Source organism: Qipengyuania flava, assembly GCF_011762005.1.
Taxonomy (GTDB): domain Bacteria; phylum Pseudomonadota; class Alphaproteobacteria; order Sphingomonadales; family Sphingomonadaceae; genus Qipengyuania; species Qipengyuania flava.
The window spans coordinates 42,643-68,590 of sequence record NZ_JAASQU010000003.1 but is presented as its reverse complement, the minus strand read 5'-3'; the positions used below and the strand labels follow the sequence as shown (position 1 = coordinate 68,590).

The window sequence follows — 25,948 nt, the reverse complement described above, 5'->3', positions numbered from 1 at the left end:
GGCTATGGAAAAATTGTTTCGCCGCGAGGTGATTGAGGCCATCGGCCACGGCGTGATCTTCTCCGATGCGGAGCAGTTGATCACCTATGCCAACGGCTCGTTCTGCGAGCTGACCGGCTATGACCGCTCCGAGATCGTGGGACGCAACTGCCGTTTTCTGCAGGGCCCCGATACCGATCCCGAAACGCGGGTTCGCATACGCAAGGCGCTCGCCGCAGGGCAGCCGTTCGAGGGCGAGATCCTCAACTACCGCAAGGACGGCAAGCCGTTCTGGAACAGCCTGTCGATCACACCGCAACGGAGCAAGTTTGGGCGCCTGATCGGCTTTGTCGGGATCACCCGCGATATCACCGAGCGCAAGGTCCAGCGGCAGCGCAACATCCAGCTCGAAGAACAATTCCGGATGATCTTCGAGAATATCGGCGCAGGGGTCGTGGTGCATGCACCCGACGGCAGGACCGAGCGCGTCAATCCGGAAGCGCGCCGGCTCCTGGGGCTTTCCTCTTCCGCGGAAGCAACGGCGGAGAATATCCGCAACCTCGGCTATCTGCGCGAGGATGGCGAGCCGATGCCGATCGAAGAACTTCCCGCGCGCCGCGTCGCCGCCACGCGCCGCCCGGTCCGCAGGATGACCGTGGGGCTCAAGCCTGCCGACATACCCAGTATCCGGTGGCTCAATTGCAATGCCTTCCCCATATTCGGCTTCGGCGGCGAAATCACCGCCATCGTGGTGACGTTCACCGACATCACTCACCAGCGGCACTACAAGGTGGAAGCGCAGCGTGGGCGCGAACGGTTCGAACTCGCTTCGCGCGCGACCAACAGCCTCGTGTTCGACATGAATCTCATTACCGGTGAGTTCTGGGGAAACGAGAACTTCCTCGCCGTGTTCGGATCGGAGCCGCCGTCCAGGTTGACGCTCGTCGAATCCTTCGAATTCGTGATCGAGGAGGACCGCGAGGATTATTCCGCAGCGCTGATGGGGGCGATCGAGCGGCGCGAGGAACGCGTTGCGCGCGAGTTCCGTTACCTCAGGCCGAGCGGCGGCGTGGGTGTCGCGCAGACCGAATTCATGATCCATTACGATGCAGCAGGCGAACCCTTTCGCATCGTCGGATCGACCCGCGACCTCACCGAACTGCGCCGCAAGGAGGAGCGGCTCGCGGCCTCCGAGGAACGGCTGCGGATCGTCGCCGAACTGTCGAGCGACATGTTGTGGGAACTCGACCCGCGGACCGATTTGTTGTGGCGCGCGGGCGACGGGGTCGAGCGTCTGGGGCTCGATCCTTCACTTGCACCCTATTCAGGCGGGATATGGCACGACTTCATCGTCCCCGAAGACCGCCAGCGCGTGGTGGCGAGCTTCTGCGACGCGCTCGAGGGGACGGTCGACCGCTGGCAGGAGGAATACCGCATCGAACGCGCCGATGGATCAGCACTGTTGGTGGAGGACCGGGCGGCGATTATCCGGTCCAGCGACGGGCGCGCGAGCCGCGTGGTGGGAGCGGTGCGTGATATCACCGAGAGCCGCCGTCTCGAGGACTACATTCGCGAGAACCAGTCGCTCGAGGCGCTGGGTAAGCTTACCGGCGGCGTAGCGCACGATTTCAACAACATGCTCATGATCATCATGGGCAACACCGAAATGCTGCTGGAAGAGCAACCGCGTGCCGACGTGCGCGAACTGCTCGAATTGATCCAGAACGCCGCGCGCAACGGCGCCGAACTGACCAGCCGGCTGCTGTCCTTCGCGCGCCAGCAACCGTTGGCACCGCAATGCCTGGATATTCGCAATCGCATAACGCAGGCTGCCAAGCTCATCCGGCATGCGTTGGCCGAGAACATCACGCTCGAACTCGACATCGCCGACACACCGCTCAATGCGGAAGTCGATCCGAGCCAGTTCGACAATGCGCTGGTCAACCTTGCGGTCAATGCGCGAGATGCCATGCCGGACGGCGGCAAGGTATCGCTCGAGGCACGCGCAACTTCGGTCGAAGCGGGTCGGCTCGATGGCATTCTCGATCCGGGCGAATATGTGGTGATCTCGCTGGCCGACACCGGCACCGGAATGGAGCCGGAAGTGGCTTCGCGCGTGTTCGAGCCATTCTTCACCACCAAGCCGATCGGCGACGGAACCGGGCTGGGTCTCAGCATGGTCTTCGGCTTCGCCAAGCAATCCGGGGGACATGTCTTCATCGACAGCACGCCGGGTGAAGGCACACGGATCGATATCTACCTGCCGCAGTCGCGGCAGTCCGTTCCAGCGTCAGAGGGCACCGAGCCCGCGGAAACGGCCTTGCCGGCGAGCGACAGGGCGAGGGTGCTGATGCTTGAAAACGATGAGCACATCCGCCGCTATGTCGAACGCATTCTCGAAACCGAAGGATATGCCGCGATCATGGCGAAGGATGCGAAGGCTGCGCTCGATCGGCTCGAGCACGATCCGGGTATCACGTTGCTGTTCACCGAAGTTTCGCTTGCAGGCGATATGAACGGGCTCGATCTGGCGCAGGCCGCGCGCGAACGTTTTCCCGCTCTGAAGGTTTTGGTTACATCGGGTTCGGCGAACGAACCGATGCTGCGCGAGAAGATCGAGCAGCGCGAGTTCGCATGGTTGCCCAAGCCTTTTTCGCGCCGCGAACTGGGCGAGTGCCTGGCCGAAATCCTGCAGGAGTAACGCTCAGGCGGCGGTGGAAGTTGCCCCTTCGTCCGCGAACTTCGCTTTTTCGAAAGTCAGTGCGAATTCGACCGCATTGCGAACTTCCAACTTGCGGAAGATATTGGCGCGATGGACTTCGACCGTGCGCGGGCTGATATCCAGCACGCGTGCAATTTCCTTGTTGCTGCTACCGAACACGATCTGGTCGGCAATCTCGCGTTCGCGCTGGGTAAGCCGGTCTATCAGCGTGCGGCATTCGCGAATTTCCTCGATCTGGCGGCGACGTTCGACCGACTGATCGATATGACCTCCGATCTTCTTGGCAAATTCCTTGATCGACACGGGCTTCTCGACGAAATCGACCGCGCCGTTCTGCATCGCTTCGACCGCCAGGCTGATCTCGCCATGCGAGGTCAGCAAGATGATCGGGATACCCTGCGCTTCGGCGGGTATGCGGTTTAGGACTTCCATCCCGTCGAGATCGGGCATCCTCAGGTCGAGGACGACGCAATCGGGCATTTCGAATTCGAGGCTGTCGAGGAAATCGACCCCGCTGCGAAACGGCCGACATAGGAAGCCGTGACGCTCGAGCCCGCGCACCAGTGTTTGCCTTACTCCGCTCTCGTCATCGACGATGGCAACCTGTGGCGCAGTCTTCGCTTCGGCAAAATCCTGATGGTTCTCGGCAGTCAATCGATCCTCCCCTGCTGAACGAAGTCGGACGCAAGATCCTCGTCTCGAAAAGGGCAGGCCGCACACCTTTGCGCCCCGAAAGCTGATCGCTGCCCCCGTTCTTACTCGGGACATGCCGTAAGTATCATTAACAATTGCGGAACGCAACGCGGAGGGGCGCCGATAAAGTGCGAATAGCGCGGCAATTGGCGCTGCGGTTATTGCACGCCAATCAGTTGGGAAGGCGAACGACAAATGCAGCGCGCCGCGGGGCAAGAATTGTTGGCTAGGCGTCGTTGGTGAATTTGGCGAGGTCGGGAATCGACATCGGCTTGTTGAGCGCGAAGCCCGCCTGAGCGCCCTTGGTCCAGCGCAGTGTGGTGTTCTCGAATACCTTGCCGCCGATTTCGATCGTCGACAAATTGCCCGGTGGCACGCGCTCGGTCACCGATACGCAGAGGCCTTTTTGCGCGATATTGATCGCGCTGCCTTCGATGCTGCGTCCGGCAATATAGATAGCGGCTTCCTGCTCGAACGGTATTCGCACGGCTCGATAGGGAAAACCACGCTCGCTGCCCGGATCGTAGGGGCGCTCGTTCTCGAGCCCGAAGCGGGTGCCATCGACCCACATGACATTGGCGATAACGAAGGGACGGTTGCCCCAGCGATAGCGCACCGTATCGCCGCGGGAAATGGGCACTTTTCCGTCAAAGCCGCAGCCGTGGCGGGAGAAGTCCTTCATCGTAACCGTAAAGGCCTTGCCGTCGATCTCGATGCAGGCCGCGCGGAACGTGCGAATGGCGCGATCGACACGACGACGATCCTGGTCGAAATCGGGGGCGGGTTGCGGAATGCGCTCCATGGGGGGTCTCCGGAGGCTTTGACGAACTCCGCCCGATTAGGCGGAGTATGTAAAAGACCTTATAACAGTGCTATCGAAATACTCCTATCGGTCGGGTTAGTGCAAGTTAACCAAGGATTCTTGGGGCAAAGACCAGTCCAATCCATGTTCTCATGGTTAACAAATCCCTGATCTTATCTTCCGATAAGCCGATCTATTCGAGCCAGCGCGCAGCCGCGAGCTCGGTGCCCGGCGAAGAGCACGAGGGCTCGCGTCTTCGATTTGTCCATGGAGGCAGGTTTGGGGCTACGGGTCGTGCCCGTCAGACCTTCAGCCAAGTCCTGATTACGAAGGCCACGGCGCCGAGCAGTGTCACGCTGCCCAGCCAGATCGCGGCCATCCAGCCCAAGCGCTGCCACAGCGGGCGTTCGTCGGGTGCAGCCATCAGTGGTAACCTTCATCGGCAACCTTGCCGCGAAACACCCAATAGGCCCAGGCTGTGTAGGCGATGATCAGCGGCATCGTTATTGCAACTCCGACCAGCATGAACACCTGGCTGCGTTCGGGCGCTGCGGCATCCCAGATCGTCAGTCCCGGAGGCACGACGAAGGGCCACATGGTCACGCCAAGTCCGGCCATTCCGAAGAAGAACAGCGCGAGGCTCAGCCAGAACGGCTTGCTGTGCCGTTCGACCGATAGCGAGCGCAGCAGCATGATCGCGACCACGCCGGTAAGGACGGGGACGGGCGCGACGAAATAGATTTCCGGCGCAGTCAGCCAGCGCACGGCATATTCCGGGCGCAAGCCGAGATTGTACAGGCTTACACCGCCCATCAGTACCAAAGTAGCCCATGCGGCACGTTTGGCCAGTTGCCGCGCATGATGCTGGCTGGGTCCGTCGAGCTTCCACACCAGCCAGGTCGCGCCGAGCAGGGCATAGCCAGCAACGGTTCCGAGCCCTGTCAGCAGCGTATAGGGAGTGAGCCAGTCGAACCAGCTTCCCGCATAAGCGCGATCGACCACCTCGATACCCTGCAGCAGCGCGCCCAGCGTCATGCCCTGTGCCATCGCCGCCACGAGGCTGCCGCCGGTGAAGGCCGCGTCCCACAGCCGCCGGTGGTCGGGATCGCGCCAGCGATATTCGAAGGCCACGCCGCGGAACACGAGGCCCAGCAGCATCGCGATGATCAGCGGATAGGTCGCGGGCAGCACCACCGCATAGGCCAGCGGGAATGCCGCGAACAGGCCGCCGCCACCCAGCACCAGCCACGTTTCGTTCCCGTCCCACACGGGGGCGATCGAGTTCATCGCGCGGTCGCGTTCCGGCCCGACCTCGAAGGTCGGGAAGAGGATGCCGATGCCGAGGTCGAAACCGTCCATCACCACGTAGGCGAAGACCGCGAAGGCGATGATGAATGCCCAGATGACAGTGAGGTCGAAATTAACGGCCATCGGTCGCCTCCTCGTGATTGCGCGGCAGCGTGTCGGGATCTCCCGGGTTCTGCGATGGCCCGGGCGTGATGCCCGCAGTCCGGATCGGGCCCTTGTCGCCGCGCTTCACACCCACTTCGCCGGCATGCGGCGGTTTGTGCATCAGGTGCAGGATGTACCAGACGCCCGCTCCGAAGACGAAGAAGTACACCACGACGAAGGCCAGCAACGAGGCCCCGACTGCCGGCGCATCGAGCGGGCTCGCCGCATCGGCGGTGCGCAGCAAATTGTAGATGACATAGGGCTGGCGGCCGACCTCGGTGGTGATCCAGCCTGCCAGCACCGCCACGAAACCGCTCGGGGCCATAACGAGCGCCGCACGGTGCAGCATCGGCCAGTCGTAAAGCCTGCGCCGCGCCCGCGCGAGCAGGCTCCACAATCCAAGTCCGAGCATGGCGAAACCGATGCCGACCATGATGCGGAACGACCAGAACACGATGCCGACCGGCGGTTCCTCGTCGTCGGGGATCGTGTCGAGCCCTGCCAGCGGCGCGTCCAGATCGTGCTTCAGGATGAGCGAGGAAGCCTTGGGGATCTCGATTGCGTAATCGACGCGCTTCTCCGCGCTGTTCGGAATGCCGAACAGGATAAGCGGCGCGCCGTCGGGATGGCTGTCGAAGTGTCCTTCCATCGCCATGACCTTCTGCGGCTGGTGCTCCAGCGTATTGAGGCCATGGAGGTCGCCCGCGAAAATCTGGATCGGCGCGACGATGGCGGCCATCCACATCGCCATGGAAAACATCTTGCGCGCATGGGCATTCGTCCGGTCGCGCAGCAGGTGCCATGCGCCGACCCCGCCGACCACGAAAGCGGTGGTAAGATAGGCGGCGATCACCGTGTGCACGAGCCGGTAGGGGAAGCTGGGATTGAAGATGATTTCCAGCCAGCTCTCGCCGGGCAGATACTGGCCGTTGGCGCCGATCTCGTAGCCGACCGGGGTCTGCATCCAGCTGTTTACCGACAGGATCCAGAAAGCCGAGATGAACGTCCCCGCCGCGACCATGAGTGTGGCGGCGAAATGCAGCTTCCTGCCGACCTTGTTCATGCCGAACAGCATCACGCCGAGGAAACCCGCCTCGAGGAAGAAGGCGGTCAGCACTTCATAGGCCATGAGCGGCCCGATGACCGGCCCGGCGATGTCGGAGAAGACCGACCAGTTGGTGCCGAATTGATAGCTCATCACGATGCCCGAGACGACGCCCATGGCGAAAGCGATGGCGAAAATCTTGAGCCAGTATTTGAACAGGTCGAGATAAAGCTGCTTGCCGGTCTTGAGCCACAAACCCTCGAGCACTGCGAGATAGCTCGCCAGCCCGATCGAGAAGGCCGGGAAGATGAAATGGAAGCTCACCGTGAAGGCGAACTGTATCCGGGCGAGAAGCAAGGCGTCGAACTGTTCGAACATATCCATTCCTGTCTTGCGACGGGTCTAGCTGAGCCAGCCTAAGGTGGCCCGCCCCAATTACGCAACGGGTGTTGCATTCGATTGGCGCTCGGCGCGCCAGCGGTAAAAGGTCTTTTCGGAGATGCCGATCTCGCGGCAACTTTCGCACACGCCCCTGCCGCTGGCGATGAGCGCGGCGATGCGCTGGCAGCGTGCTTCCTTGTCCACGATCCGTGCCATCAGATCATCCCCCTCGCCATATCCGCAGGAACCGCCTCGGGCGGACCGCCATTCTTCGCGAGGTCGCCGAAAGCGCGGTTTTGCGACAGGTAGACCCGCCCGTTCAGTTCGGCGGTGAAATGGGTTCGCTGCAGGCGATCCATGACCGGTCCCTTTACTTCGGAAAGGTGCAGGCCGATCCCGGCATCGATGAGTCGATGGTTGATTGCCTCGAGGCTTTCGAGGCCCGAGGCATCGATCTCGTTGACCGCGCTGCACATCAGGATGACGTGACGCACCGCGGGCCGGTCGGCGACTTCTTCGAGCACATATTCCTCGAGCCAGCGCGCGTTGAGATAAGTCAGGCTTTCGTCGATACGGATCGACAGCACATGCGGAACGGTGAACACGCGGTGTCGCTCGACATTGCGGAAATGCTCGGTTTCGGGGACGCGCCCGACGATCGCTGCATGCGGGCGGCTGGCGCGCCACAGATAGAGCAGCAGGCCGACCACCACCCCGGCGATGACGCCCAGTTCGACACCCGCGGTAAGCGTGATTGCTATAGTTGCGACATGGGCGGCGAAATCGCCTTTCGAATAGCGCCACAACTGCCCCGGGGTTTTCAGGTCGACCAATGCGAGCACCGCCACGATGATGGTTGCCGCGAGCGTGGCGATCGGCAAGTGAAACAGCAGGGGGGTGAGGAACAGTCCCGCCAATGCAATGCCGAGCGCAGTGTAGGCGCCGGCAGCGGGGGTTTCGGCACCCGCGTCGAAATTGACCACCGAACGCGCGAAACCGCCGGTGACGGGGTAACCGCCCGAGACCGCGCTCGCGATATTGGCTGCGCCCAGTCCAATCAGTTCCTGATCAGGAGCGATGCGCTGCCGCCGTTTGGCGGCCAGCGTCTGCGCGACCGAGACGCTCTCGACGAAGCCGATCACCGAGATCAGCAGGGCGGGGACCCACAGTCGGGCGATCAGGTCGGGATCGGTCGAGGGCAGCGCGAATGGCGGCAGGCCTTGCGGGATCGCGCCGACGAGGTCGACGCCGCGCGCACCAAGGTCGAAGGATAGTGCGGCGAGGATGGTAACCACGACCGCAATCACCGGCCCGGCTTTGGCGACGATATCGGCCGCTCGCGGTTGCAGCCTCAGCGAGACGAGCGCGGGCTTCAATCCCTTGCGAACCCAGAACAGGAAGGCGGTGGCGGGTAGTCCGATCGCCAGCGTCCAGGGATTGATCGTATCGAATGCCCGGGCGAGACTGCCGAGCATTGCGGGCCAGGTATCGCCGCCTGCCGTGACGCCGAGAATGTGCCGGAGCTGGCTGGTCGCGATCAATATCCCACTTGCGGTGATGAATCCGCTGATTACCGGGTGCGACAGCAGATTGGCGAGGAATCCCAGTCGCAGGAAACCCAGCACCGCCAGCATGATGCCCGAAAGCGCTGCAAGCGTGATCGCCGCTTCGAGGTAGAGCTCGGTTCCTTGCGCCGCCACTGCGCCTGCCGCGCTCGCGGTCATCAGCGAAACCACTGCGACCGGCCCGACAGCGAGCGTGCGGCTGGTGCCGAAGATCGCATAGGCAACGAGCGGGAGGATCGAAGCATAGAGACCGACAACCGGAGGGAGCCCGGCAAGCAGCGCATAGGCAAGGCTTTGCGGAATCAGCATGATGGTAACGATGATCGCGGCCACGAGATCGCTGGTCAGCACGTGGCGATCGTAGCTGCGCGCCCAGCCGAGGATCGGCAGGTAGCGCGCAAGCGCATGGCTACCGCGCGATGAAGTGCCGGCTGTGCCCGGTCCGGGGCTATCGGCCATGGTCAGGCGGCTTCCTTGGGTTTCACCAGCCACTCGTGACCCTTGAGCATGCCGTTCCAGTAGATCCACGGCAGCGCTTCGGACTTGAGCAGCCAGCTCAACCGGTGCGGCTTGGTGCCATCGATCAACCAGCGTGGGAAGCTCGGCAGCAACTTGCCGTCATAGCCGAACTCGGCCAGCACGATGCGACCGCGCTCGACCGTCAGCGGACAACTGCCATAACCGTCATACAGTGCGGCTGGCTTGCGACCGTCGAGAACCGCCAGCGCATTGACCGCGACGATCGGTGCCTGCTTGCGCGCTGCAGCGGCAGTCTTGGCATTGGGTGTCGAGGCGGCATCGCCAAGCCCGAAGACATTCGCGAAGCGCGGGTGCTGCAGCGTGTGCTTATCGACCTCGACGAAGCCGCTGTCAGCCTGTGCCAGGGGGCTCCGCGCAAGGAAATCGGGCGCGACCTGCGGCGGCACCGCATGCAGCATGTCGAAGCCTACGGTTTCGCCCCCCTCTATGGTTTCGAAAGTGGCGGTCTTCGCCTCGCCGTCGACGGCCGCCAGCTTCTGCTGCAGCTTGAGGTCGATGCCGTAGCGCGCGACATAGTCCATCAGCGCGGGGACATAGGCCTCGACCCCGAACAGCACGCCGCCCGCATTGCGAAACTCGACGTCGATCGCATCGAGCACGCCACGTTCGGCCCATGCGTCGCAAGACAGGTACATCGCTTTCTGCGGTGCGCCCGCGCATTTGATCGGCATCGGCGGCTGGCTGAAGATCGCACGGCCCGATTTGAGGTTACGCACCAGCTCCCAGGTGTAGGGTGCAAGATCGTATCGATAGTTGGAGGTCACGCCGTTGCGACCGAGCGCTTCTTCGAGCCCCTTGATCTGCTCCCACGCGAGCCGGATACCGGGAGCGACGACGAGCAGCTTGTATTCGATCGTGCTGCCGTCATCGAGTGTGACCCGGTTCGCCTCCGGCTGGAACGAGGCGGCGGCCCGGCGGATCCAATGCGCGCGCTCGGGCATCACGCTGGCCATCGGGCGACAGGTTACCGGTGCATCGAACACGCCCCCGCCCACCATTGTCCAGCCCGGCTGATAGTAATGCTCGCTCTGCGGCTCGACGATCGCGATATCGAGCAGCGGTCGTCGCTTGAGCAGCGATGCGGCGGTCGCGATGCCCCCGGCACCGCCGCCGATGATGACGATGTCATGCGTTGAATTGCGTGCCATGAGCCTCTCCATTCCTAACCGTTCCGTGCATTCAACCGCGGCGCGAGCGCCGACAGGTCGTAACCCGCAGCCTTTGCCGTCGCGATCAGCGTGGCCGGATCGAGCCCTTCGGGATTGGCGAGCGCATCGAGCGTGATCGAGCGCGTTCCGCTGCGGCAATAGGCCAGCACCTTGCCGGGCGCAGTGCGGCGCAGCGCGCCGAAGGCAGCAATCGCTTCATCGGGAAACGCGCCGCCCCAAATGGGTATGTGATGGAATTCCATGCCTGCTTCGGTCGCCGCCGCGTGCATGGCCGCCGCGTCGGGCTGGCCCGCCTCTTCGCCATCGGGGCGGTTGCAGATAAGCACACGGTAACCCGCGCCTGCGGCAGCCGCGAGGTCCCCAGGGGCCAGTTGCGGTGCGACCGCGAAACGCTTGGACACGACCGCGATGTTCATGCCGGGGTGCCTTCGACCAGGCGGACGGCGGCCATCCCGACGAGCATTGCCGCGACGAAAACTGCCGCCGACATCGGTTCGATGACCAGCGCCGCGATACCCGGTCCGGGGCATAGCCCGGCTATGCCCCAGCCCATGCCAAACAGCGCAGCGCCGCCGATCAGGCGCGGGGTGAGGTCGGCGCGTGTCGGCAGATGGAAGGCTTCGGCGAGCCATGGTTGGGGCATGCGGGCAACCATCCGCCAGGCCACTGCCATCACGATGACCGCGCCGCCCATGACGAAGGCCAGCGTTGGGTCCCAGGCGCCGAACAGGTCGAGAAAGCCGCGGACACGGGCGGGGTCGGTCATGCCGCCCAGCGCGAGGCCCGCGCCGAAGAGGATACCCGAGAGCAGCGAGGGCAGGGTGGTGCGATTCATGGCAGCACCTCCAGCCCCAGCGCGTTCATCGCGGCGACGGTCGCGATACCGGCGGCCATGAAGGTCAGCGTCGCCACGATCGAGCGGGCGGAGAAGCGGCTGATGCCGCACACGCCATGGCCGCTGGTACAGCCGCTGCCGAGGCGCGTACCGATCCCGACCAGCAGGCCGGCGATCACCAGCACCGGGGCGCTCGCGAAACTGGCTGCGATCCCCCCCTGCGCGAGCGATACGACCAGCGCGCCCAAGGGGAGCCCGATGAGGAACGTCCACGCACCGCCGCGCGCGATCCCGCTGCCGCCGAGCCCCGCCGCCTTCGCGGCGATGCCCGAGACCCCGGCGATCCGCCCGAGGCCGAGCAGCATCACCGCCGCAGCCAGCCCGATCAGCACGCCGCCTGCGAGACCCGCGAGCGGGGCCGCTTCGGGATAGCCGGGCAATGTCATACCGCGTTCACCGGTATCTTGATGTAGCTCACGCCATTGTCTTCGGGTTCGGGCAGTCGGCCGCCGCGGATGTTCACCTGCACCGAAGGCATGATCAGCTTGGGCATGGCGAGCGTCTTGTCGCGGCTGGTCCGCATGGCGACGAAGTCTTCTTCGGTCACGCCGTCCTTTACGTGCACGTTTTCCTCGCGCTGCTGTTTGACCGTGGTCTCCCAAGCGTAGTCGTCACGCCCGGGGGCCTTGTAATCGTGGCAGAGGAACAGCCGCGTTGCGTCTGGCAGCGACAGCAGCCGGCGGATCGAGCGGAACAATTGGTGCGCATCGCCTCCGGGGAAATCCGCGCGGGCGGTGCCGAAGTCGGGCATGAAGATCGTATCGCCCACGAAAGCGGCGTCGCCGATGATAAAGGCCATGTCGGCGGGCGTGTGGCCGGGAACGTGCAGCGCGATGCCTTCGAGCTCGCCGATCTGGAACGTCTCGCCGTCATCGAACAGCTTGTCGAATTGCGATCCATCGCGCTCGAAATCGGTCCCGGCGTTGAACAGCTTGCCGAAGACTTCCTGCACGCGGATGATCTCGCGTCCGATAGCCAGCTTCCCGCCGAGCTTGTCTTGCAGATAGGGCGCGGCAGAGATGTGATCGGCATGCGCATGCGTCTCGATCAGCCAGATCACTTTCAGATTATTGGAAGTGATGTATTCGATTATCAGATCGGCCGACCCGTTCGAAGTGCGTCCCGAAGCCGCCTCGAAATCGAGCACGGAGTCGATGATTGCGGCCTCCTTGGTCGCCGGGTCATGCACTACGTAAGAGACGGTATTGGTGGCCTCGTCAAAGAAACCGGCAATTGAAGGGCGATGCGATGCCGAGGCGCTGGCGCGCCTGATCTGGGCGGTGGCAGTGGCCAAGGCTTTGTCGTGTGTCATGCGACTCACTCCATATAAGTTACATAAACTATGTATATGTATTGCATTGATGGTGTCAAGTGCTAGAGACAGGGCATGACCCAGTTGCCCAGCAGTCCCGAAGCCGCTCACGGCGTATCCAGTGCCGGCTTGCGCATCGGCGATCTCGCCCCCGATTTCAGTGCGCGCAGCACTGCAGGGGATATCCGCCTGTCCGACTTTCGCGGGCGCTGGCTGGTGCTGTTCTCGCACCCGGCCGATTTCACGCCCGTCTGCACGACCGAGTTTGTCGCATTGGCGCGGGCGGCCGGCGATTTTGCCCGGCGGGATTGCGCGTTGATGGCGCTGTCGGTGGACAGCCTGTTCTCGCATTTCGCGTGGTTGCGGATGATCCGCGACCGCTTCGACGTCGAAGTGCGGTTCCCGATCGTCGAAGACCCCACGCTGGTGATCGGGCGCGCCTATGGGATGGTGGCGCCGCAGGACAATGACAGCGGCACTGTGCGCACCACTTTCTTCATCGATCCCGAGGGGGTGGTGCGGGCGATGACCTGCTACCCCGCCAATGTAGGGCGCTCGACGCCGGAAATGCTCCGCACGCTGGACGCATTGCAGGCGGTGGATTCCGGTTCGGTTCTGGCGCCTGCAAACTGGGAGCCGGGCGACGATCTGCTGCAGCAGCCCAGCGCGTTGCTTGACGACGTGTTTGCCGCCCCGGGTCAGACCGACTGGTTCCTGACCCAGGCATCGCCGGGCAAACGCAAATGACGCAGGACGAATTGATCGATGGATTGAAAGCGGTGGCGCATCCGGTGCGTCTGCGAATTCTGCAGACGCTCAGCGGGGTAGAGCGCAATGTCGGCGAGATCGACGATGCGGCCGACATTGGCCAGCCGACATTGTCCCAGCAGCTCGCGGTGTTGCGCAATGCCGGGCTGGTGACCACGCGCAAGGATGCCAAGCTGGTGTTCTACCGGATCGACGAAGAGCGCCTCGGGGGGATTTCAACGGCGCTCGGCGGGCTCGCCGGAATTGACCGCGCGCCGCCGCCACCCGCGCCGCGCAAAGCGCCCGGCGTCGCCAATTTCGCCCGCCTGGGCTGACGGGCGAATCGTCCTCAAGATGCCGGTCCTCCGGCGGATCGGAAATTCGCGCGCCATGATCGCGGTATCGCAATTGCGAATGACTTGCATTACAAGTCGATCGTCCCTAGTCGGGCCTCGAACGAATCAGCAGGCCCATCGTGATCAGACAGTATATTCTCCCATCCCTCGCGCTCGCGGCTCCGGCTGCTGCCGAAGCGGCCACCGATAGTGCAGCCTTGCCCGCCGACCTCAGCGTCTGGGGGATGTTCGCGCAGGCGGACTGGGTGGTGAAGCTGGTCATGCTCGGGCTGGTCGTCGCCTCGATCGTGACCTGGACAGTGCTGGTCGCAAAGCATCTCGAGCTTGCTCGTCAGCGCAAGGACGCCGAGGCCTTTCGCGATCGTCTCGCCGCTACCCGCTCGCTCGCACAGCTCGACGGGACCGCGCAGCAGCATCCCATCGTGCAGGAAGCCCGCGAGGAACTGGCGCAGTCCGACGGTTCGCTGGCGGACGGCGAAGGGCTGAAGGAACGGCTGGTCTCGCGGCTCGATCGCTACGAGGCGAAGGTCGCGCGCAAGATGACGCAGGGTGTCACCATTCTCGGCACGATCGGCGCCACAGCCCCCTTCGTCGGCCTGTTCGGCACGGTGTGGGGCATCATGAACAGTTTCATCGGTATTGCCGAGCAGCAGACCACCAATCTTGCGGTCGTCGCGCCGGGTATTGCCGAGGCACTGCTCGCCACCGCGCTGGGGCTGGTCGCGGCGATCCCCGCAGTGGTGATCTACAATCATTTCGCACGCGCAATCGCCGCGCACCGGGCAGTGGTGGCGGACAGCGCGGCGGCCTTGCTGCGCATCATCTCGCGCGATCTCAGCCGCGGCACGCTCGACGCCGGATCGGTCTGACAATGGGGTTGAAGCTCGCCTCGGACAGCGAAGACCTCGCGGTCGCGCACGAGATCAACGTCACGCCCTTCATCGACGTGATGCTGGTCCTGCTGATCATCTTCATGGTCGCGGCGCCTCTCGCCACGGTAGATGTGAAGGTCGATCTGCCAGTATCCAACGCGCAGCCCGCACCCAAGCCCGAAGCGCCGGTCTATCTGTCGCTCCAGGCCGACGGCGCGGTGCTGGTGAACGAGGACCCGGTGGAACTCGCCGGGCTGGGCGCGGCAATCGTTTCCGCCACCGCCGGCGATCGCGAAGAGCGCGTGTTCCTGCGCGCCGACAAGACGATTACCTATGATGCGATCATGCAGGCGATGAATGCGTTGCGCGCCGCGGGCTATGTGCACGTCGCGCTGGTCGGCGCGGAAGGCGCGGGTGAGGCGCAGTGATCGCAGCGCGCTCCGGTAACCGCCATTGGCTCGTGGGGGGCGGCATCGCGATCGCTGCCCATGCAGTGGTGCTCGCCGGGGTGCTGCTGGTTCAGCCGGCCACTCCGGACAACCTGGCCGAGCAGCCGGTGGTGCTGGTTGAATTGCCACCGCAGGCGGGCCCTGCACCTGCAGCGCAGGCCGAACAGGCAGAGGCGCAGCCCCAGCCTGAATATGTCCCGCCGCAGAAGTTCGTGCCGCAGGTCGAGGCACCGCGCGTGCGTGCTCCGCTGCCACGCGACATCGTCACCACGCCGCCGCCACCGCCGCCATTGCCCGTTCGCCGAATGGTTGCAGCGCCGCTGGCGGCTGCTCCGGCAGCGCCGCCGCGCAATGCGCTCGCGACCATGCCCGCGGGCGCCGGTAGCGGCACTGCTGCGACACCCGGCGACGACCCCAAGGCCAAGCGCGAGGAAGCCGATTACTACGCGCTGCTCAGCGCGCATCTCAATCGCAAGAAACGCTACCCAAGCGAAGCGAAAAAGGCGCGCCAGCAGGGCGTCGTGACGGTGCGTTTCACCGTCCATTCGGATGGACGCATTTCGGGCAGTTCGATCCGCAATTCGAGCGGCCATGAACTGCTCGATCGCGCCACGCTCGAACTGATGGAGCGGGTCGCCCCGCTGCCCAAATTCCCGAGATCGATGACGAGGGATAGCGTCACGATCTCGCTGCCGATCGACTATTCCCTACGCACACGATGAGAAGAAAGGTTTTCAATGAGGGATCGTAACCGGGGCGTCATTCGCCCGCTCAGCCTCCGCGGCGCCGGACGGGGCTCCGCAGCCGCTGCAATCGGCCTGTCTGCGGCACTGGTCGCGGGTGGCGCACAAGCGCAGGACTCTGGTGCCGAAGACGAGGTCGTGCTCGGCACGCTGACGATCGAGGACGCCACTGCCGACGTCAATCCGAACGCGCAGCCGGGCGTGCCCTACAAGGCGCGCACCTCGGGCGATCTGCGTCGCGTAAAGCCGCTGGCAGAAACCCCGCAGACGATCCAGGTGCTGACCGAACAGCAGCTGGAGGAACAGGGCGCGACCGACCTGCGCGACGTGCTCGACAACGTGCCCGGCATCACCGTGGGCACGGGCGAAAACGGCAATGCCTTCGGCGATCGCTACATTATCCGCGGCCATGAAGCGCGCAGTGACGTCTTCGTCGACGGATTGCGCGATCCGGGCATGACCACGCGTGAGACCTTTGCGGTCGACCAGATCGAGATCACCAAGGGGCCGAGTTCCAGCTTCGCCGGGCGCGGTTCGACCGGCGGTGCGGTCAATTCGATCACCAAGAAGGCCAGCACCGATTACCAGTTCACGCGGGTCGACGCGGGCATCGGTACCGACGACTATTATCGCGTCACGCTCGATGCGAACGTCCCGCTGACCGACACGCTCGCGGTGCGCGCAAACCTGCTCTACGGCTATGAGGAAGTGCCCAACCGCAACTTCTCCGACCGTGAGCGCTACGGTGCAGCGGTTTCAGCTGCATTCAAGCCAAGCGACGTCTTCGAACTGGTGGTCGACTATTATCACCTGACCGCCGAAGACACGCCCGATCTGGGCGGCTACGTGCCGCCCCCGACCGGAACCGGCCCGAGCGACGCAACTGTATATGGCCCGTGGGACGACGTGCCCAATTACACGCAGTCGGGCGATTTCCTCGAATCCGATGTCGATACCGTCACCGGGCGGATATACATCACGCCGTTCGACGGCTTCCAGATCGTCAATTCCACCCGTTACGGCGAGACCAGCAATGGCTATGTCCTCACCGGTCTGCGTGGCGGCGCCTATGATCCGGACACAGATACCTTCGCCCCGGTCACGCTGAGCACGCATCAGGGCAACCAGGAAGTCGAGTATTTCGTCAATCAGTTCAATGTGATCGGTCAGTTCAGCACCGGCAGCGTGATGCACAATCTGATTGTCGGCACCGAATATTCCAACCTGCAGGTCGCCAATGGGACTTACGACCTGACCGAGAACGGGGCGACGAATTGCGTAACTGCGGGCCGCGGCGGGCTGAGCCCGAGCTACTGCATCACCGATGAGAACCGCAACGTTCTGTTCGGCGACGACCAGATCCACAACCTCATCCAGCGCGACATCGTTCGCGGCGATGTCGACAGCAACTGGCAGGTGGAAACGCTTTCGGTCTATGCGATGGACACCGTCGACTTCACCGACTGGCTGTCGGTCCATGGCGGCATCCGCATGGACGCCTTCAGCTACAGCAATGTGGTCGATAGCCGCGGTATGGTAGAAGCCTATACCTACAGCGACACGCTGTGGAACGGCCATGCCGGGATCGGGGTGAAGCCGATGGAAGAGGTCTACGTCTACTTCAACTACGGCACCGCGAAGAACATCAACGGCGGCGAATCCGACCTCGGCGGAAACTGCGGCTACGGCGGCATCTGCGTCGATGACGGCACGGGTATCGGTGATGGCAGCCCCGAGAGCAGCGAGAGCTTCGAACTGGGCGTCAAGGCGGACCTGTTCGACGATCGCTTCATGCTGACAGCTGCCGCGTTCCAGATCACCAAGGGCGACGTGTTCGAATCTGCCGGTGACGGCTACAGCGCGGGCGGTTCGCTCAACACGGGCGAGAACCGCGTCCGCGGCCTGGAATTCGGCCTCGTCGGCAACATCACGCCCAAGCTGCTCGCACAGGCGGCGCTGACCGTGATGGATTCGGAAGTCACCGAATCCAACGATCCCGACAAGATCGGTCGCCGGCTGAGCAATTTCGCCAATACGCAGTTCAGCGGCCAGGTGCGCTACCAGGCGACCGATGCGCTCGCCTTTGGCGGGACCGCAACCTACAAGGGCGCGCTCTACACGGGCCAGCCCGATGATGCGGCGAGCTACGACGATACGCTGGGGATCTACGCCTATCGGGTGCCCGACTACTGGACCTTCGACGCTTTCGTTAGCTTCGACTTCAACCAGAATTTCGGTGCGCGGGTGAACGTGACCAATGTGACCGACGAGGATTATTATCTCGCCGGCTACCGTTCGGGTCACTTCCTCTACAAGGGCGACGAGCGGCGGGCGACGCTCACGCTCACCGGGAAGTTCTGATAGGGCGGGGCGCGGGCTGTGGCTCGCGCCCCCCTACCTCGCAACGACAAGGCCGCGGTGCCATGCTGATCATTATCGAAAACCTGCTGAGCGCCGATGAAGTGGCGCAGTTCCGCGAAAGCCTGGCCGATGCGGATTGGCGGGACGGTGCAGGGACCGCCGGCACGCGCTCCGTTGCGGTGAAACAGAATTTGCAATTACCCCGGCACGATGCGCTGGCGCAGCGCCTGTCCGATGAAATCTTGCGCAAGCTCGGTCAGCATCCCGAGTTTCTTTCCGCCTCGCTGGCCGAGAAGATCTGGCCGCCGGTGTTCAATCTCTATCAGGACGGCGGGCATTACGGCACGCACTCCGATGCGGCGCTGATGCGCCTGCCCGAGGCGGGACTGACAATCCGCAGCGACCTTTCCGCCACGCTCTTCCTGTCCGAACCCGACAGCTATGACGGGGGCGAACTGATCGTCGAAGAGCAATTCGGAGCGCAGCCGGTCAAGCTCGCGGCGGGCGACATGGTGCTCTATCCTTCTTCCAGCCTGCACCAGGTGGCGCCAGTGACCCGCGGACAGCGGATTTGCGCGATCAGCTGGATACAGAGCGCGGTAGCCGACACGTCGGCACGATCGCTGCTCTACGATCTCGACCAGTCGATCCGTGTTCTGACCCTCGATCGGGCAAAGGATGATCCCGAGATCAACCGCCTGATCCACGTCTATCACAACCTGCTACGGCGCTGGGCGCAGCCGTGAAGGGATCGCGCCGAATCTTGCTGTGGCTGGTCCTCGCCCTCCCAGCAGCGCTGATGGTCGGGCGATTTGTCAGTGGCGAGGCGCTGGCGATGGATTTGTACCATCCTAGCGGCGAGATGTCGGTCCGGCTGATGGTGCTTGCTCTGCTGCCGGGCCCGTTGGCCGACGCTTTCGGCCCCAATCGTTTCCTTCGCGCATGGCTGGCGATCCGCCGCAATCTTGGCGTTGCCGCCTTCGGTTATGCGGTGCTGCATCTGGCGATCTATGCGTTCGACATGCAGCAGCTTTCCGCCATGCTGGCCGAACTGCCGATCCCCGGCATCTGGACCGGCTGGTTTGCGCTGCTGGCAATGGCGATCCCCGCCGCGATCAGTTTCGATGCGGCGATGCGCCGTCTGGGACGCCGCTGGAAGACACTTCAGCGGCTGGTGTATCCCGCTGCGCTGCTGTCGCTGGTCCATTGGCTGTTGCTCGACTGGGCCTGGGGCCCGGCGCTGGTTCACCTCGCGCCGCTGGTGATCGCCTGGCTGCTGCGCTTCACCATGCGGCGTGGCCGCTTTGTTTCGAGGAGTATTGCATGACTTTCCCCCGTTCCGCGCGCTTCTGTGCACTCGGGCTTGCCGCGCTGGCGCTCGGGCTCGGCGCCCCTGCGCAGGCCGATGGCGACGTGACCTGCAACGCCGGCCCGCAATCGGGCTGGGCCAAGATGTCCAAGCTCAAGAAGAAGGCCTGGCTCGAGGAATGGAAACTGCTCAAGATGCAGGTCGAGGGCGATTGCTACGAGGTTTATGCGCGAACCAAGGAAGGCCAGTCGATCGAGGCCTTTTTTCATCCGGTTACGCTGAAGAAGCTGGTGGTATTCCGCCGCGGGCAGGAGATCTACCGCGCGGAAGGCTTCACCGGCTGACGGCGCGGCAGGCTGCGGGTGGGGCTATCCGGCCTGCATCACCGCTTCGGTTTGGCCGACTCCGGCAAAGCGTGCGATGGCCCGCTGTCCCGGAGCGATCTCATGGACACCGGTGATGGCGCCGCTGGAAACCCACCAGCCTGCCTCGGGCGCGATGCCCCGGTCGGACAGGTTGCGCAGCAAGAAGGCTGCGGCGCCGAACGGCCCATCGAGCATCGTGGCGGTGCTCGCCCGCCCGACCTCGCGCCCGTCGATCTCGAGCGAGACGGCAATGTCATCGAGCCGGCCCCATTCGGTGCGATCGACGCAGGCGCCCAGCAGCAGGCCGGCGTTGTTGCCGTGGTCCGACACGGTGACGCAGGGACCGTCGACATTGATCGCCGCATAGGGTGAAGACGCCACCTCGAGCCCGATCCGCACCTCGTCGACCCAGTCCATGGCCGCTTCGCGCGTGGCGGGAAGGGGGCCTTCCTGCGGTGCGAGCCGCAACATGAATTCGGCTTCGATCGCGGCAAAACCGCCCGCGAAGATCGGGAATTGCGCGCTGTCCTGCCCTTCGCGCTGGACCGTATCCGCAAACACCGGGCCGACCAGCCGATTGGCGCCCAGTTCGTCGCTCATCGGCGGGTTGATCTTGCCGACCTTCCATCCTCCGATCGGTCGGTTCCAATCGGCCAGCGCTGCATCCTGAATGACGTAGGCGCTGCGCAGATCGCTCGGCCGTTCACCGGGATATTCGGGAAGAGTTTTCCAGTTGCGACGGGCATTTACGAATGCGGCTGCAATGTCGCCGGCTGCGGAATTCATGGGGTCCCCTCTTCGAATTTCCCATATTTCCGCGCGACATTGGCGAAAAAGGAAACCGGTGTCAAAACGAAATTACCGCAACGCCTGCGGATATAATGATACGCTGCCCTCCCATTTCCCTGACTTGAGGCTATGGAAAATACGAAATTGCGGAAGGTTGTGAAAATATGGCTAAGTCCGGACCGGCCCCGACGATCAATGATGTGGCGAGGGTGGCTGGAGTATCCAAGAAGACCGTCAGCCGTGTCATCAACCGATCGCCCTTGCTGCGGGAAGCAACGCGCGCGAAGGTCGAGAAGGTCATCGCCGAGCTTGGCTATACTCCCAACCCGCAGGCGCGCGCGCTGGCGCTGCGGCGCAACTTCCTGATCGGTCTGCTGCACGACAACCCCAATGCGCAGACCGTGCTCAACTTCCAGGAAGGCGTGCTCGACGCAATCCGCGATACCGAATTCGCTCTCGTCGTCAGGCCGGTCGATCGCCATTCGCCCGCCATGCTCGATGATATCCGCAATTTCCTCGAGCAGCAGCGTCTTTATGGCGTGCTGATCCTGCCCCCGATCTCGGAAAATGACGATCTCGCAGCGCTGTGCCGCGAAATGGGGTGCGGCTATGTGCGTATGGGCTCGGCCGCGCTCGACGAAGCCGAGCATCTGGTCCAGTCGAACGACCGCGAAATGGTCGAGGGGGTGGTCGATTACCTGGTCAAGCTGGGCCATCGCCGCATCGGACTGATCGAGGGGCCCTCGGGCTTCCGGTCCGCCTTCGAGCGCCGCGAAGGCTTTCTTGCCGCCATGCATCGCCACGGACTGGAAGTACCGCCTGCCGCGCTGGCACAGGGCAATTATCGGTTTGATTCGGGCCACCGGGCGGCCAATGACCTGTTGAGCGCCGAGCCGCGGGTTACCGCGATCTTCGCCAGCAATGACGAAATGGCGGCGGGTGCCTACCACGCTGCACGCGAACGTGGGGTGGAAGTCCCGCGTCAGCTCTCGATTGTCGGCTTCGACGATTCCCCCATCGCTGCGCATATCTGGCCGCCAATGTCCACGGTCGGTTGGCCAATCCGTGAAATGGCCAAGGCCGCCGCGCTCAAGCTGGTGGCGCCCGACAGTTCCGAGGCGCTGCCGTCGAGCTTCCCTGCGCGTCTGGTGACGCGCAATTCGGTTGCCGAACCGGGCTGAAAAAACTGTCTTGGCGGTTGAAATGTCTCCGGCTTTGCCTGTACAAGCGTCTATGACACCGGTTTCCAAACTCGACTCGAAGCCGTCGAATTACGCATGACCCGCAAGGGCAAGGAGTATCCATGAAGATCGCGCTGATCACCGAAAACAGCCAGGCCGCCAAGAACGGCATCATCCATGACGCGCTGACCACTGTGGCCGAACCGTTCGGCCACGACGTGTTCAATTATGGCATGTACACTGCCGAGGACTCGGCCTCGCTGACCTATGTCATGAACGGGTTGCTCGCGGGCATCCTGCTCAATTCCAAGGCGGCGGATTTCGTAGTGACCGGCTGCGGCACGGGGATGGGTTCGATGCTCGCCTGCAATTCGATGCCAGGCGTTTTCTGCGGTCTCGTCATCGACCCGACCGATGCGTTTCTGTTCAATCAGATCAACGCAGGCAACGCCATTTCGATGCCTTACGCGAAGGGCTTCGGCTGGGCTGCCGAACTCAATCTCCAGGACTGCTATCGCAAGCTGTTCGAGAACGAAGCGGGGGCGGGCTATCCGCGCGAACGCGCCGAAGTCATGAAGAAAAACCGCGGCATCCTTGCCGATCTGAAGGGCGCGGCCTGTCACGACATGCTGACCGTGCTCAAGAACGTCGATCAGGACCTGCTGCGCGCGGCGATCGCGGGCGAGCGCTTCGCCGAATACTTCTACGCAAATTCGCAGGACGAAGCGATCAGCGACTACCTGCGCAACCTGTGAGCCCTTCGGGTATCGCACAGCCCGGATGAACCGGGCGCCTGGGGCGGGTGGTCGCGCGGACTTTGCGCGACCACCTCCGCCGCAAATGAGTGAGGGAGAGACATGGTAAGCACACCCTTCGATCTGACGGGGCGGACTGCCGTCGTGACGGGCGCAAACACCGGGATCGGGCAAGGCATCGCCTTGGCGCTGGCCGAAGCGGGCGCAGACATCGCGGCGGTCGGGCGCAGCGCAGCCGACGAAACCGCCGAGAAGGTTCGCGCGCTCGGGCGGCGCTGCGAACTCGTTTCTGCCGACCTTTCCTCCATCGAACCGGTCACCGAAGTGGTCGACACAGTCGTCGCCAAGTTTGGCCGGCTCGACATTCTCGTGAACAATGCCGGCATCATCCGCCGCGAAGACGCGCTCGATTTCTCCGAGGCGGATTGGGATGCGGTGATGGACACCAATCTCAAGACGCTGTTCTTCCTCTGCCAGGCGGCGGCGCGTCACATGACTGGCTGGGCTTCGCAGGACGGCGAGCGCGGCAAGATCGTCAATGTTGCCTCGCTGCTGAGCTTCCAGGGTGGCATTCGCGTGCCAAGCTATACCGCCAGCAAATCGGGCGTCGGCGGCCTGACGAAGCTCCTGGCCAATGAGTGGGCGCCACGCGGGATCAACGTCAATGCGATCGCCCCCGGCTATATCGCGACCAACAACACCGCCGCGCTGCAGGCCGATGAAACCCGCAACCGGCAGATCCTCGAACGCATACCTGAACAGCGCTGGGGCAACCCGGCCGACATCGGCGGTGCGGCGGTCTTCCTCTCCAGCCGCGCCGCCGATTACGTGCAGGGTCACATCCTCGCCGTCGACGGGGGCTGGCTCGCACGATGAAGGGGCCGTCGGAACCGGGCCATGTCGTCTGCTTCGGCGAATTGCTGCTGCGGCTTTCGCCCGATCCCGGTACCCCGCTCGACCGCAGCGATCGGCTTGATCTCGCAGTGGGCGGGGCCGAGGCGAATGTCGCAATCGCACTGTCCAGCCTCGACCTGCCCGTCGCCCTGCTCAGCGCGGTTGCCGACAGCCCTACCGGTCGCCGCGCGCTGGCCGCGCTGGGCGAGGCGGGCGTGGACCGCCAGTTCATCCGGCGCAAGGCGGGCCGGATGGGGCTGTATTTCTTCGAACCACCCAGCGGACCGATTGGCGGGCGCGTTACCTATGACCGTGCAGGCAGCGTCTTTGCCCTAACCGATCCGGCAGAACTGGATTTCGGCGCTGCACTGAAGGGCGCCGGACTGCTGCACTTATCGGGCATCACCCCCGCGCTCGGGCCGGCCGGGGTGGAACTGGCACGCGCGGCGGTCAGCGCTGCGGCAGAGGCTGGTGTGCCGGTGTGTTTCGACGGCAATTATCGCGCCACTCTGTGGGAAGCCTGGGACAGCGACCCCCGCAGCGTGCTGACCGAACTTGTCGAGCACGCGACCGTGCTGATCGGCAATCATCGCGACATATCGCTCCTGCTCGGCACCAGTTTTTCGGGCGACGGACCGGACCGGCGACGCGAGGCATCGGAAGCCGCCTTCGCGCGCTTTCCCAAACTGACCACGATCGCCTCGACCGCTCGCCACGTCGAAAACGCCACCACGCACGGCCTTGCCGCGCGGGTCGACCAGCGCGAGAGCCATTGGCAGACCGACGAGGTACGGATCGCGCCGATCGTCGACCGGATCGGCACGGGGGATGCTTTTGCGGCGGGTGTGCTGCTGCGCTGGATGGAAGGCGCTAGCGTGCAGGACATGGCCAAGACCGGCCTTTCGCTCGCCGTCATGAAGCACGGGGTGCCGGGCGATACGATCGCGGTAACGCGCGCGGAACTGGATGCCTTCGCACCCGCCGGGGTCGATGTCCGACGCTAGCAGCTTCACGCGCAGGGCGGTGCTCGGCAGCGGCCTCGGTGGCGCCGCACTCATGGCAGCACCGCACTTGCAAGCTCGAACGGGCGACCCGCAGGCACTCGGCTATCGCGGCTTCAGCGATCGCGGGACGCAGGCCTTTCTCGGTATTCGCTACGCGCGCGCAGCGCGGTTCGCGCAGCCGCGGCGCGAGGGCTTGCCTAAGCAAGCCACCCGGGCGACCGAATTCGGGCCGCTGTGCCCCCAGCGCAATCCCATGACGCCGCGGATCAGCGAGGACTGTCTGTTCCTCAACATCTGGACGCCCGATGCGCATCCTTCCGCACAGCGTCCGGTCATGGTCTATTTCCACGGCGGGGCCTACAATTGGGGTTCGGTCACCGATCCGCTGACGCAAGGGCCGCATCTTGCCGCACAAGCCGACGCGGTGGTGGTGACCGTCAATCACAGGCTCAACCTGTTCGGCTACGGCTGGTTGCAGCCTCTGGGCGAACGCTTCCGGCACAGCGGCAATGCGGGGCAGCTCGATCTTATCTGCGCCCTCGAATGGGTGCGCGATCACATTGGCGCGTTCGGCGGCGATCCCGGGCGCGTAATGGTCTTCGGGCAATCGGGTGGTGGGGCGAAAATCGCAACACTGATGGCCATGCCCGAAGCCGACGGACTGTTCCATTCGGCCGCCACGATGAGCGGCCAGCAGGTCACTGCGCAAGGGTCGGCCAATGGCTGGCGACGTACGCTCGCATTGCTGGAGCGGCTTGGCCTGTCCGAAGGGAAGGGGGCGGGGGATGCGCTGCTCGCCCTGCCGTTCGAGCGACTGGTCGACGCGCTCGATGCAACCGACCCGATCCTCGGGGGCAGCCTCTATTTCGGTCCGGTGCTCGACATGGTGCACCTTCATCGCCACCCGTTCTGGCCCGACGCCGCCCCGCAATCGCTGGCGATACCCATGATCCTCGGTAACACGCGCGATGAAACGCGCGCTTTCATCCGGGCGGACGGGCCGGTCGTGCGCGATCTCGACTGGGGCAATCTGGCAGAGCGGCTTGGCCCGCAGATTCGCATCGACCTGCCCACGCCATGGGTAGTCGAGCAATATCGGCAGCGCTTCCCCGACTGGTCGGTGGAGCAGGTGTTCTATGCCGCGACCACTGCGGGGCGTAGCTGGCCGGGACAGGTCATCGAAGCCGATGCGCGCACGCACGCCGGTGCCGAAGGGACCTGGGTCTACCAGCTCGACAGGCCAAGCCCGGTCGATCCTGCGCGTGGTGCTGCGCACACAGATGACTTACCCTATGTCTTCGGGACGCTCGACGCGGAGGGCAGCTATGCGGGCACCGGCCGGCGCGCGCGTGAAATCAGCGATGCGATGATCGGTGCCTTCGCCGGACTGGCGCACGAAGGTCGCCCGGGGCTGGATGCCTGGCAGCCCTATCGCCTGCCTGAACGCCAGACGCTGATAATCGGTGAAGACCGGATCCGCATGGTGGACGATCCGCGTCGGTGGGAGCGCGAGCTCTGGGGCAGGGCGCCCTATATTCAGCCCGGGAGCTGACGCAGGAGCAGCGTCG

Annotated in this window: 28 protein-coding genes; 15 read left to right on the top strand and 13 right to left on the bottom strand. The window is 64.0% G+C overall.

Annotated elements, in window-relative coordinates; genetic code table 11:
• Positions 1-4: 4 nt before the first annotated feature.
• Complete coding sequence (locus FHS69_RS10815) at positions 5-2,680, top strand: PAS domain S-box protein (protein WP_166777715.1); 2,676 nt, start codon at positions 5-7, stop codon at positions 2,678-2,680.
• Positions 2,681-2,683: 3 nt separating this feature from the next.
• Here the strand turns inward: FHS69_RS10815 and FHS69_RS10810 are convergent, their stop codons facing one another.
• From FHS69_RS10810 to FHS69_RS10755, 12 genes are all read right to left on the bottom strand, one after another.
• Positions 2,684-3,355, bottom strand: coding sequence for a response regulator transcription factor (locus FHS69_RS10810; RefSeq protein ID WP_166777714.1), 672 nt, complete (start codon positions 3,353-3,355; stop codon positions 2,684-2,686).
• Positions 3,356-3,620: 265 nt separating this feature from the next.
• Positions 3,621-4,196 carry a PilZ domain-containing protein gene (locus FHS69_RS10805; RefSeq protein ID WP_166777713.1) on the bottom strand — a complete coding sequence of 192 codons (576 nt, stop codon included), beginning with the start codon at positions 4,194-4,196 and terminating at the stop codon, positions 3,621-3,623.
• 301 nt (positions 4,197-4,497) lie between these two features.
• Positions 4,498-4,620, bottom strand: a complete 123-nt coding sequence (locus FHS69_RS10800; RefSeq protein WP_082834808.1) for a DUF2474 domain-containing protein — start codon at positions 4,618-4,620, stop codon at positions 4,498-4,500.
• A complete protein-coding gene (gene cydB, locus FHS69_RS10795) occupies positions 4,620-5,627 on the bottom strand; it encodes a cytochrome d ubiquinol oxidase subunit II (protein ID WP_067467915.1) in 1,008 nt (335 codons plus the stop codon). Before cydB ends, FHS69_RS10800 begins: the two co-directional genes overlap by 1 nt.
• Positions 5,617-7,071, bottom strand: a complete 1,455-nt coding sequence (locus tag FHS69_RS10790) for a cytochrome ubiquinol oxidase subunit I (protein WP_166777712.1) — start codon at positions 7,069-7,071, stop codon at positions 5,617-5,619. Before FHS69_RS10790 ends, cydB begins: the two co-directional genes overlap by 11 nt.
• A 57-nt stretch (positions 7,072-7,128) precedes the next feature.
• A complete protein-coding gene (locus FHS69_RS10785) occupies positions 7,129-7,290 on the bottom strand; it encodes a helix-turn-helix domain-containing protein (protein WP_156492905.1) in 162 nt (53 codons plus the stop codon).
• Positions 7,290-9,098 carry a SulP family inorganic anion transporter gene (locus FHS69_RS10780; RefSeq protein WP_166777711.1) on the bottom strand — a complete coding sequence of 603 codons (1,809 nt, stop codon included), beginning with the start codon at positions 9,096-9,098 and terminating at the stop codon, positions 7,290-7,292. The genes FHS69_RS10785 and FHS69_RS10780 overlap by 1 nt, the downstream gene beginning before the upstream one ends.
• Positions 9,099-9,100: 2 nt before the next feature.
• Entirely contained in the window at positions 9,101-10,327 is a 1,227-nt protein-coding gene (locus FHS69_RS10775; protein WP_166777710.1) for an NAD(P)/FAD-dependent oxidoreductase, read from the bottom strand.
• 14 nt (positions 10,328-10,341) lie between these two features.
• The gene (locus tag FHS69_RS10770; RefSeq protein WP_166777709.1) at positions 10,342-10,764 is read right to left on the bottom strand and encodes a TIGR01244 family sulfur transferase; all 423 of its coding nucleotides are present in this window, start codon (positions 10,762-10,764) and stop codon (positions 10,342-10,344) included.
• Positions 10,761-11,183, bottom strand: a complete 423-nt coding sequence (locus tag FHS69_RS10765; protein WP_166777708.1) for a DUF6691 family protein — start codon at positions 11,181-11,183, stop codon at positions 10,761-10,763. Before FHS69_RS10765 ends, FHS69_RS10770 begins: the two co-directional genes overlap by 4 nt.
• On the bottom strand, positions 11,180-11,629 hold the full coding sequence (locus FHS69_RS10760; protein WP_166777707.1) for a YeeE/YedE family protein: 450 nt from the start codon (positions 11,627-11,629) through the stop codon (positions 11,180-11,182). The genes FHS69_RS10765 and FHS69_RS10760 overlap by 4 nt, the downstream gene beginning before the upstream one ends.
• Positions 11,626-12,555 carry an MBL fold metallo-hydrolase gene (locus FHS69_RS10755; RefSeq protein ID WP_094062591.1) on the bottom strand — a complete coding sequence of 310 codons (930 nt, stop codon included), beginning with the start codon at positions 12,553-12,555 and terminating at the stop codon, positions 11,626-11,628. Before FHS69_RS10755 ends, FHS69_RS10760 begins: the two co-directional genes overlap by 4 nt.
• 75 nt (positions 12,556-12,630) lie before the next feature.
• On the opposite strand from FHS69_RS10755, the gene FHS69_RS10750 reads away from it, so the two are divergent.
• The 9 genes from FHS69_RS10750 (at position 12,631) to FHS69_RS10710 (ending at position 19,736) form a co-directional block, all read left to right on the top strand.
• A complete protein-coding gene (locus FHS69_RS10750) occupies positions 12,631-13,302 on the top strand; it encodes a peroxiredoxin (protein ID WP_166777706.1) in 672 nt (223 codons plus the stop codon).
• Positions 13,299-13,637: an ArsR/SmtB family transcription factor gene (locus tag FHS69_RS10745; protein ID WP_166777705.1), complete on the top strand. Its 339-nt coding sequence runs from the start codon at positions 13,299-13,301 to the stop codon at positions 13,635-13,637. The genes FHS69_RS10750 and FHS69_RS10745 overlap by 4 nt, the downstream gene beginning before the upstream one ends.
• Positions 13,638-13,777: 140 nt before the next feature.
• Positions 13,778-14,527 carry a tonB-system energizer ExbB gene (exbB, locus tag FHS69_RS10740; protein WP_208380323.1) on the top strand — a complete coding sequence of 250 codons (750 nt, stop codon included), beginning with the start codon at positions 13,778-13,780 and terminating at the stop codon, positions 14,525-14,527.
• Between the two features lie 2 nt (positions 14,528-14,529).
• Positions 14,530-14,958, top strand: coding sequence for a TonB system transport protein ExbD (gene exbD, locus FHS69_RS10735; protein ID WP_067467891.1), 429 nt, complete (start codon positions 14,530-14,532; stop codon positions 14,956-14,958).
• A complete protein-coding gene (locus FHS69_RS13960) occupies positions 14,955-15,701 on the top strand; it encodes a TonB family protein (RefSeq protein WP_166777704.1) in 747 nt (248 codons plus the stop codon). The genes exbD and FHS69_RS13960 overlap by 4 nt, the downstream gene beginning before the upstream one ends.
• 15 nt (positions 15,702-15,716) lie before the next feature.
• Positions 15,717-18,083: a TonB-dependent receptor gene (locus tag FHS69_RS10725; RefSeq protein ID WP_166777703.1), complete on the top strand. Its 2,367-nt coding sequence runs from the start codon at positions 15,717-15,719 to the stop codon at positions 18,081-18,083.
• A gap of 62 nt (positions 18,084-18,145) precedes the next feature.
• Positions 18,146-18,829, top strand: coding sequence for a Fe2+-dependent dioxygenase (locus FHS69_RS10720; RefSeq protein WP_166777702.1), 684 nt, complete (start codon positions 18,146-18,148; stop codon positions 18,827-18,829).
• 53 nt (positions 18,830-18,882) lie between these two features.
• Positions 18,883-19,410 (top strand): ferric reductase-like transmembrane domain-containing protein, encoded by a 528-nt coding sequence (locus tag FHS69_RS10715; protein WP_166777701.1) that lies wholly within the window; start codon positions 18,883-18,885, stop codon positions 19,408-19,410.
• Complete coding sequence (locus FHS69_RS10710; RefSeq protein WP_067503972.1) at positions 19,407-19,736, top strand: PepSY domain-containing protein; 330 nt, start codon at positions 19,407-19,409, stop codon at positions 19,734-19,736. The genes FHS69_RS10715 and FHS69_RS10710 overlap by 4 nt, the downstream gene beginning before the upstream one ends.
• 24 nt (positions 19,737-19,760) lie before the next feature.
• Here FHS69_RS10710 and FHS69_RS10705 read toward each other — a convergent pair whose 3' ends face one another.
• A complete protein-coding gene (locus FHS69_RS10705; protein WP_166777700.1) occupies positions 19,761-20,543 on the bottom strand; it encodes a 2-keto-4-pentenoate hydratase in 783 nt (260 codons plus the stop codon).
• A 167-nt stretch (positions 20,544-20,710) separates the two neighbouring features.
• Here FHS69_RS10705 and FHS69_RS10700 point away from each other — a divergent pair, with 167 nt between their 5' ends.
• The 5 genes from FHS69_RS10700 to FHS69_RS10680 all read left to right on the top strand — a co-directional run bounded on the left by FHS69_RS10700 (position 20,711) and on the right by FHS69_RS10680 (position 25,932).
• Positions 20,711-21,727 carry a LacI family DNA-binding transcriptional regulator gene (locus FHS69_RS10700; RefSeq protein WP_166777699.1) on the top strand — a complete coding sequence of 339 codons (1,017 nt, stop codon included), beginning with the start codon at positions 20,711-20,713 and terminating at the stop codon, positions 21,725-21,727.
• A gap of 122 nt (positions 21,728-21,849) precedes the next feature.
• Complete coding sequence (locus FHS69_RS10695) at positions 21,850-22,482, top strand: RpiB/LacA/LacB family sugar-phosphate isomerase (protein ID WP_067467868.1); 633 nt, start codon at positions 21,850-21,852, stop codon at positions 22,480-22,482.
• A gap of 102 nt (positions 22,483-22,584) precedes the next feature.
• Positions 22,585-23,358, top strand: coding sequence for a 2-dehydro-3-deoxy-D-gluconate 5-dehydrogenase KduD (gene kduD / locus FHS69_RS10690; RefSeq protein WP_166777698.1), 774 nt, complete (start codon positions 22,585-22,587; stop codon positions 23,356-23,358).
• Complete coding sequence (locus FHS69_RS10685; protein ID WP_166777697.1) at positions 23,355-24,380, top strand: sugar kinase; 1,026 nt, start codon at positions 23,355-23,357, stop codon at positions 24,378-24,380. Before kduD ends, FHS69_RS10685 begins: the two co-directional genes overlap by 4 nt.
• A complete protein-coding gene (locus FHS69_RS10680) occupies positions 24,367-25,932 on the top strand; it encodes a carboxylesterase/lipase family protein (protein ID WP_166777696.1) in 1,566 nt (521 codons plus the stop codon). Before FHS69_RS10685 ends, FHS69_RS10680 begins: the two co-directional genes overlap by 14 nt.
• The last annotated feature ends 16 nt before the right edge of the window (positions 25,933-25,948 follow it).

Coding starts and splice junctions, on each gene's coding strand:
- FHS69_RS10700 (WP_166777699.1), top strand. CDS start 20,711: ATGGCTAAGTCCGGACCGGCCCCGACGATCAATGATGTGGCGAGGGTG.
- FHS69_RS10715 (WP_166777701.1), top strand. CDS start 18,883: ATGGTCGGGCGATTTGTCAGTGGCGAGGCGCTGGCGATGGATTTGTAC.
- FHS69_RS10680 (WP_166777696.1), top strand. CDS start 24,367: ATGTCCGACGCTAGCAGCTTCACGCGCAGGGCGGTGCTCGGCAGCGGC.
- FHS69_RS10685 (WP_166777697.1), top strand. CDS start 23,355: ATGAAGGGGCCGTCGGAACCGGGCCATGTCGTCTGCTTCGGCGAATTG.
- FHS69_RS10800 (WP_082834808.1), bottom strand. CDS start 4,620: ATGGCTGCACCCGACGAACGCCCGCTGTGGCAGCGCTTGGGCTGGATG.
- FHS69_RS10755 (WP_094062591.1), bottom strand. CDS start 12,555: ATGACACACGACAAAGCCTTGGCCACTGCCACCGCCCAGATCAGGCGC.
- FHS69_RS10745 (WP_166777705.1), top strand. CDS start 13,299: ATGACGCAGGACGAATTGATCGATGGATTGAAAGCGGTGGCGCATCCG.
- FHS69_RS10765 (WP_166777708.1), bottom strand. CDS start 11,183: ATGAATCGCACCACCCTGCCCTCGCTGCTCTCGGGTATCCTCTTCGGC.
- FHS69_RS10705 (WP_166777700.1), bottom strand. CDS start 20,543: ATGAATTCCGCAGCCGGCGACATTGCAGCCGCATTCGTAAATGCCCGT.
- FHS69_RS10780 (WP_166777711.1), bottom strand. CDS start 9,098: ATGGCCGATAGCCCCGGACCGGGCACAGCCGGCACTTCATCGCGCGGT.
- FHS69_RS10790 (WP_166777712.1), bottom strand. CDS start 7,071: ATGTTCGAACAGTTCGACGCCTTGCTTCTCGCCCGGATACAGTTCGCC.
- FHS69_RS10710 (WP_067503972.1), top strand. CDS start 19,407: ATGACTTTCCCCCGTTCCGCGCGCTTCTGTGCACTCGGGCTTGCCGCG.
- FHS69_RS10785 (WP_156492905.1), bottom strand. CDS start 7,290: ATGGCACGGATCGTGGACAAGGAAGCACGCTGCCAGCGCATCGCCGCG.
- FHS69_RS10815 (WP_166777715.1), top strand. CDS start 5: ATGGAAAAATTGTTTCGCCGCGAGGTGATTGAGGCCATCGGCCACGGC.
- FHS69_RS10695 (WP_067467868.1), top strand. CDS start 21,850: ATGAAGATCGCGCTGATCACCGAAAACAGCCAGGCCGCCAAGAACGGC.
- FHS69_RS10750 (WP_166777706.1), top strand. CDS start 12,631: ATGACCCAGTTGCCCAGCAGTCCCGAAGCCGCTCACGGCGTATCCAGT.
- kduD (WP_166777698.1), top strand. CDS start 22,585: ATGGTAAGCACACCCTTCGATCTGACGGGGCGGACTGCCGTCGTGACG.
- FHS69_RS10805 (WP_166777713.1), bottom strand. CDS start 4,196: ATGGAGCGCATTCCGCAACCCGCCCCCGATTTCGACCAGGATCGTCGT.
- cydB (WP_067467915.1), bottom strand. CDS start 5,627: ATGGCCGTTAATTTCGACCTCACTGTCATCTGGGCATTCATCATCGCC.
- FHS69_RS10720 (WP_166777702.1), top strand. CDS start 18,146: ATGCTGATCATTATCGAAAACCTGCTGAGCGCCGATGAAGTGGCGCAG.
- FHS69_RS10770 (WP_166777709.1), bottom strand. CDS start 10,764: ATGAACATCGCGGTCGTGTCCAAGCGTTTCGCGGTCGCACCGCAACTG.
- FHS69_RS10725 (WP_166777703.1), top strand. CDS start 15,717: ATGAGGGATCGTAACCGGGGCGTCATTCGCCCGCTCAGCCTCCGCGGC.
- FHS69_RS10775 (WP_166777710.1), bottom strand. CDS start 10,327: ATGGCACGCAATTCAACGCATGACATCGTCATCATCGGCGGCGGTGCC.
- FHS69_RS10760 (WP_166777707.1), bottom strand. CDS start 11,629: ATGACATTGCCCGGCTATCCCGAAGCGGCCCCGCTCGCGGGTCTCGCA.
- exbD (WP_067467891.1), top strand. CDS start 14,530: ATGGGGTTGAAGCTCGCCTCGGACAGCGAAGACCTCGCGGTCGCGCAC.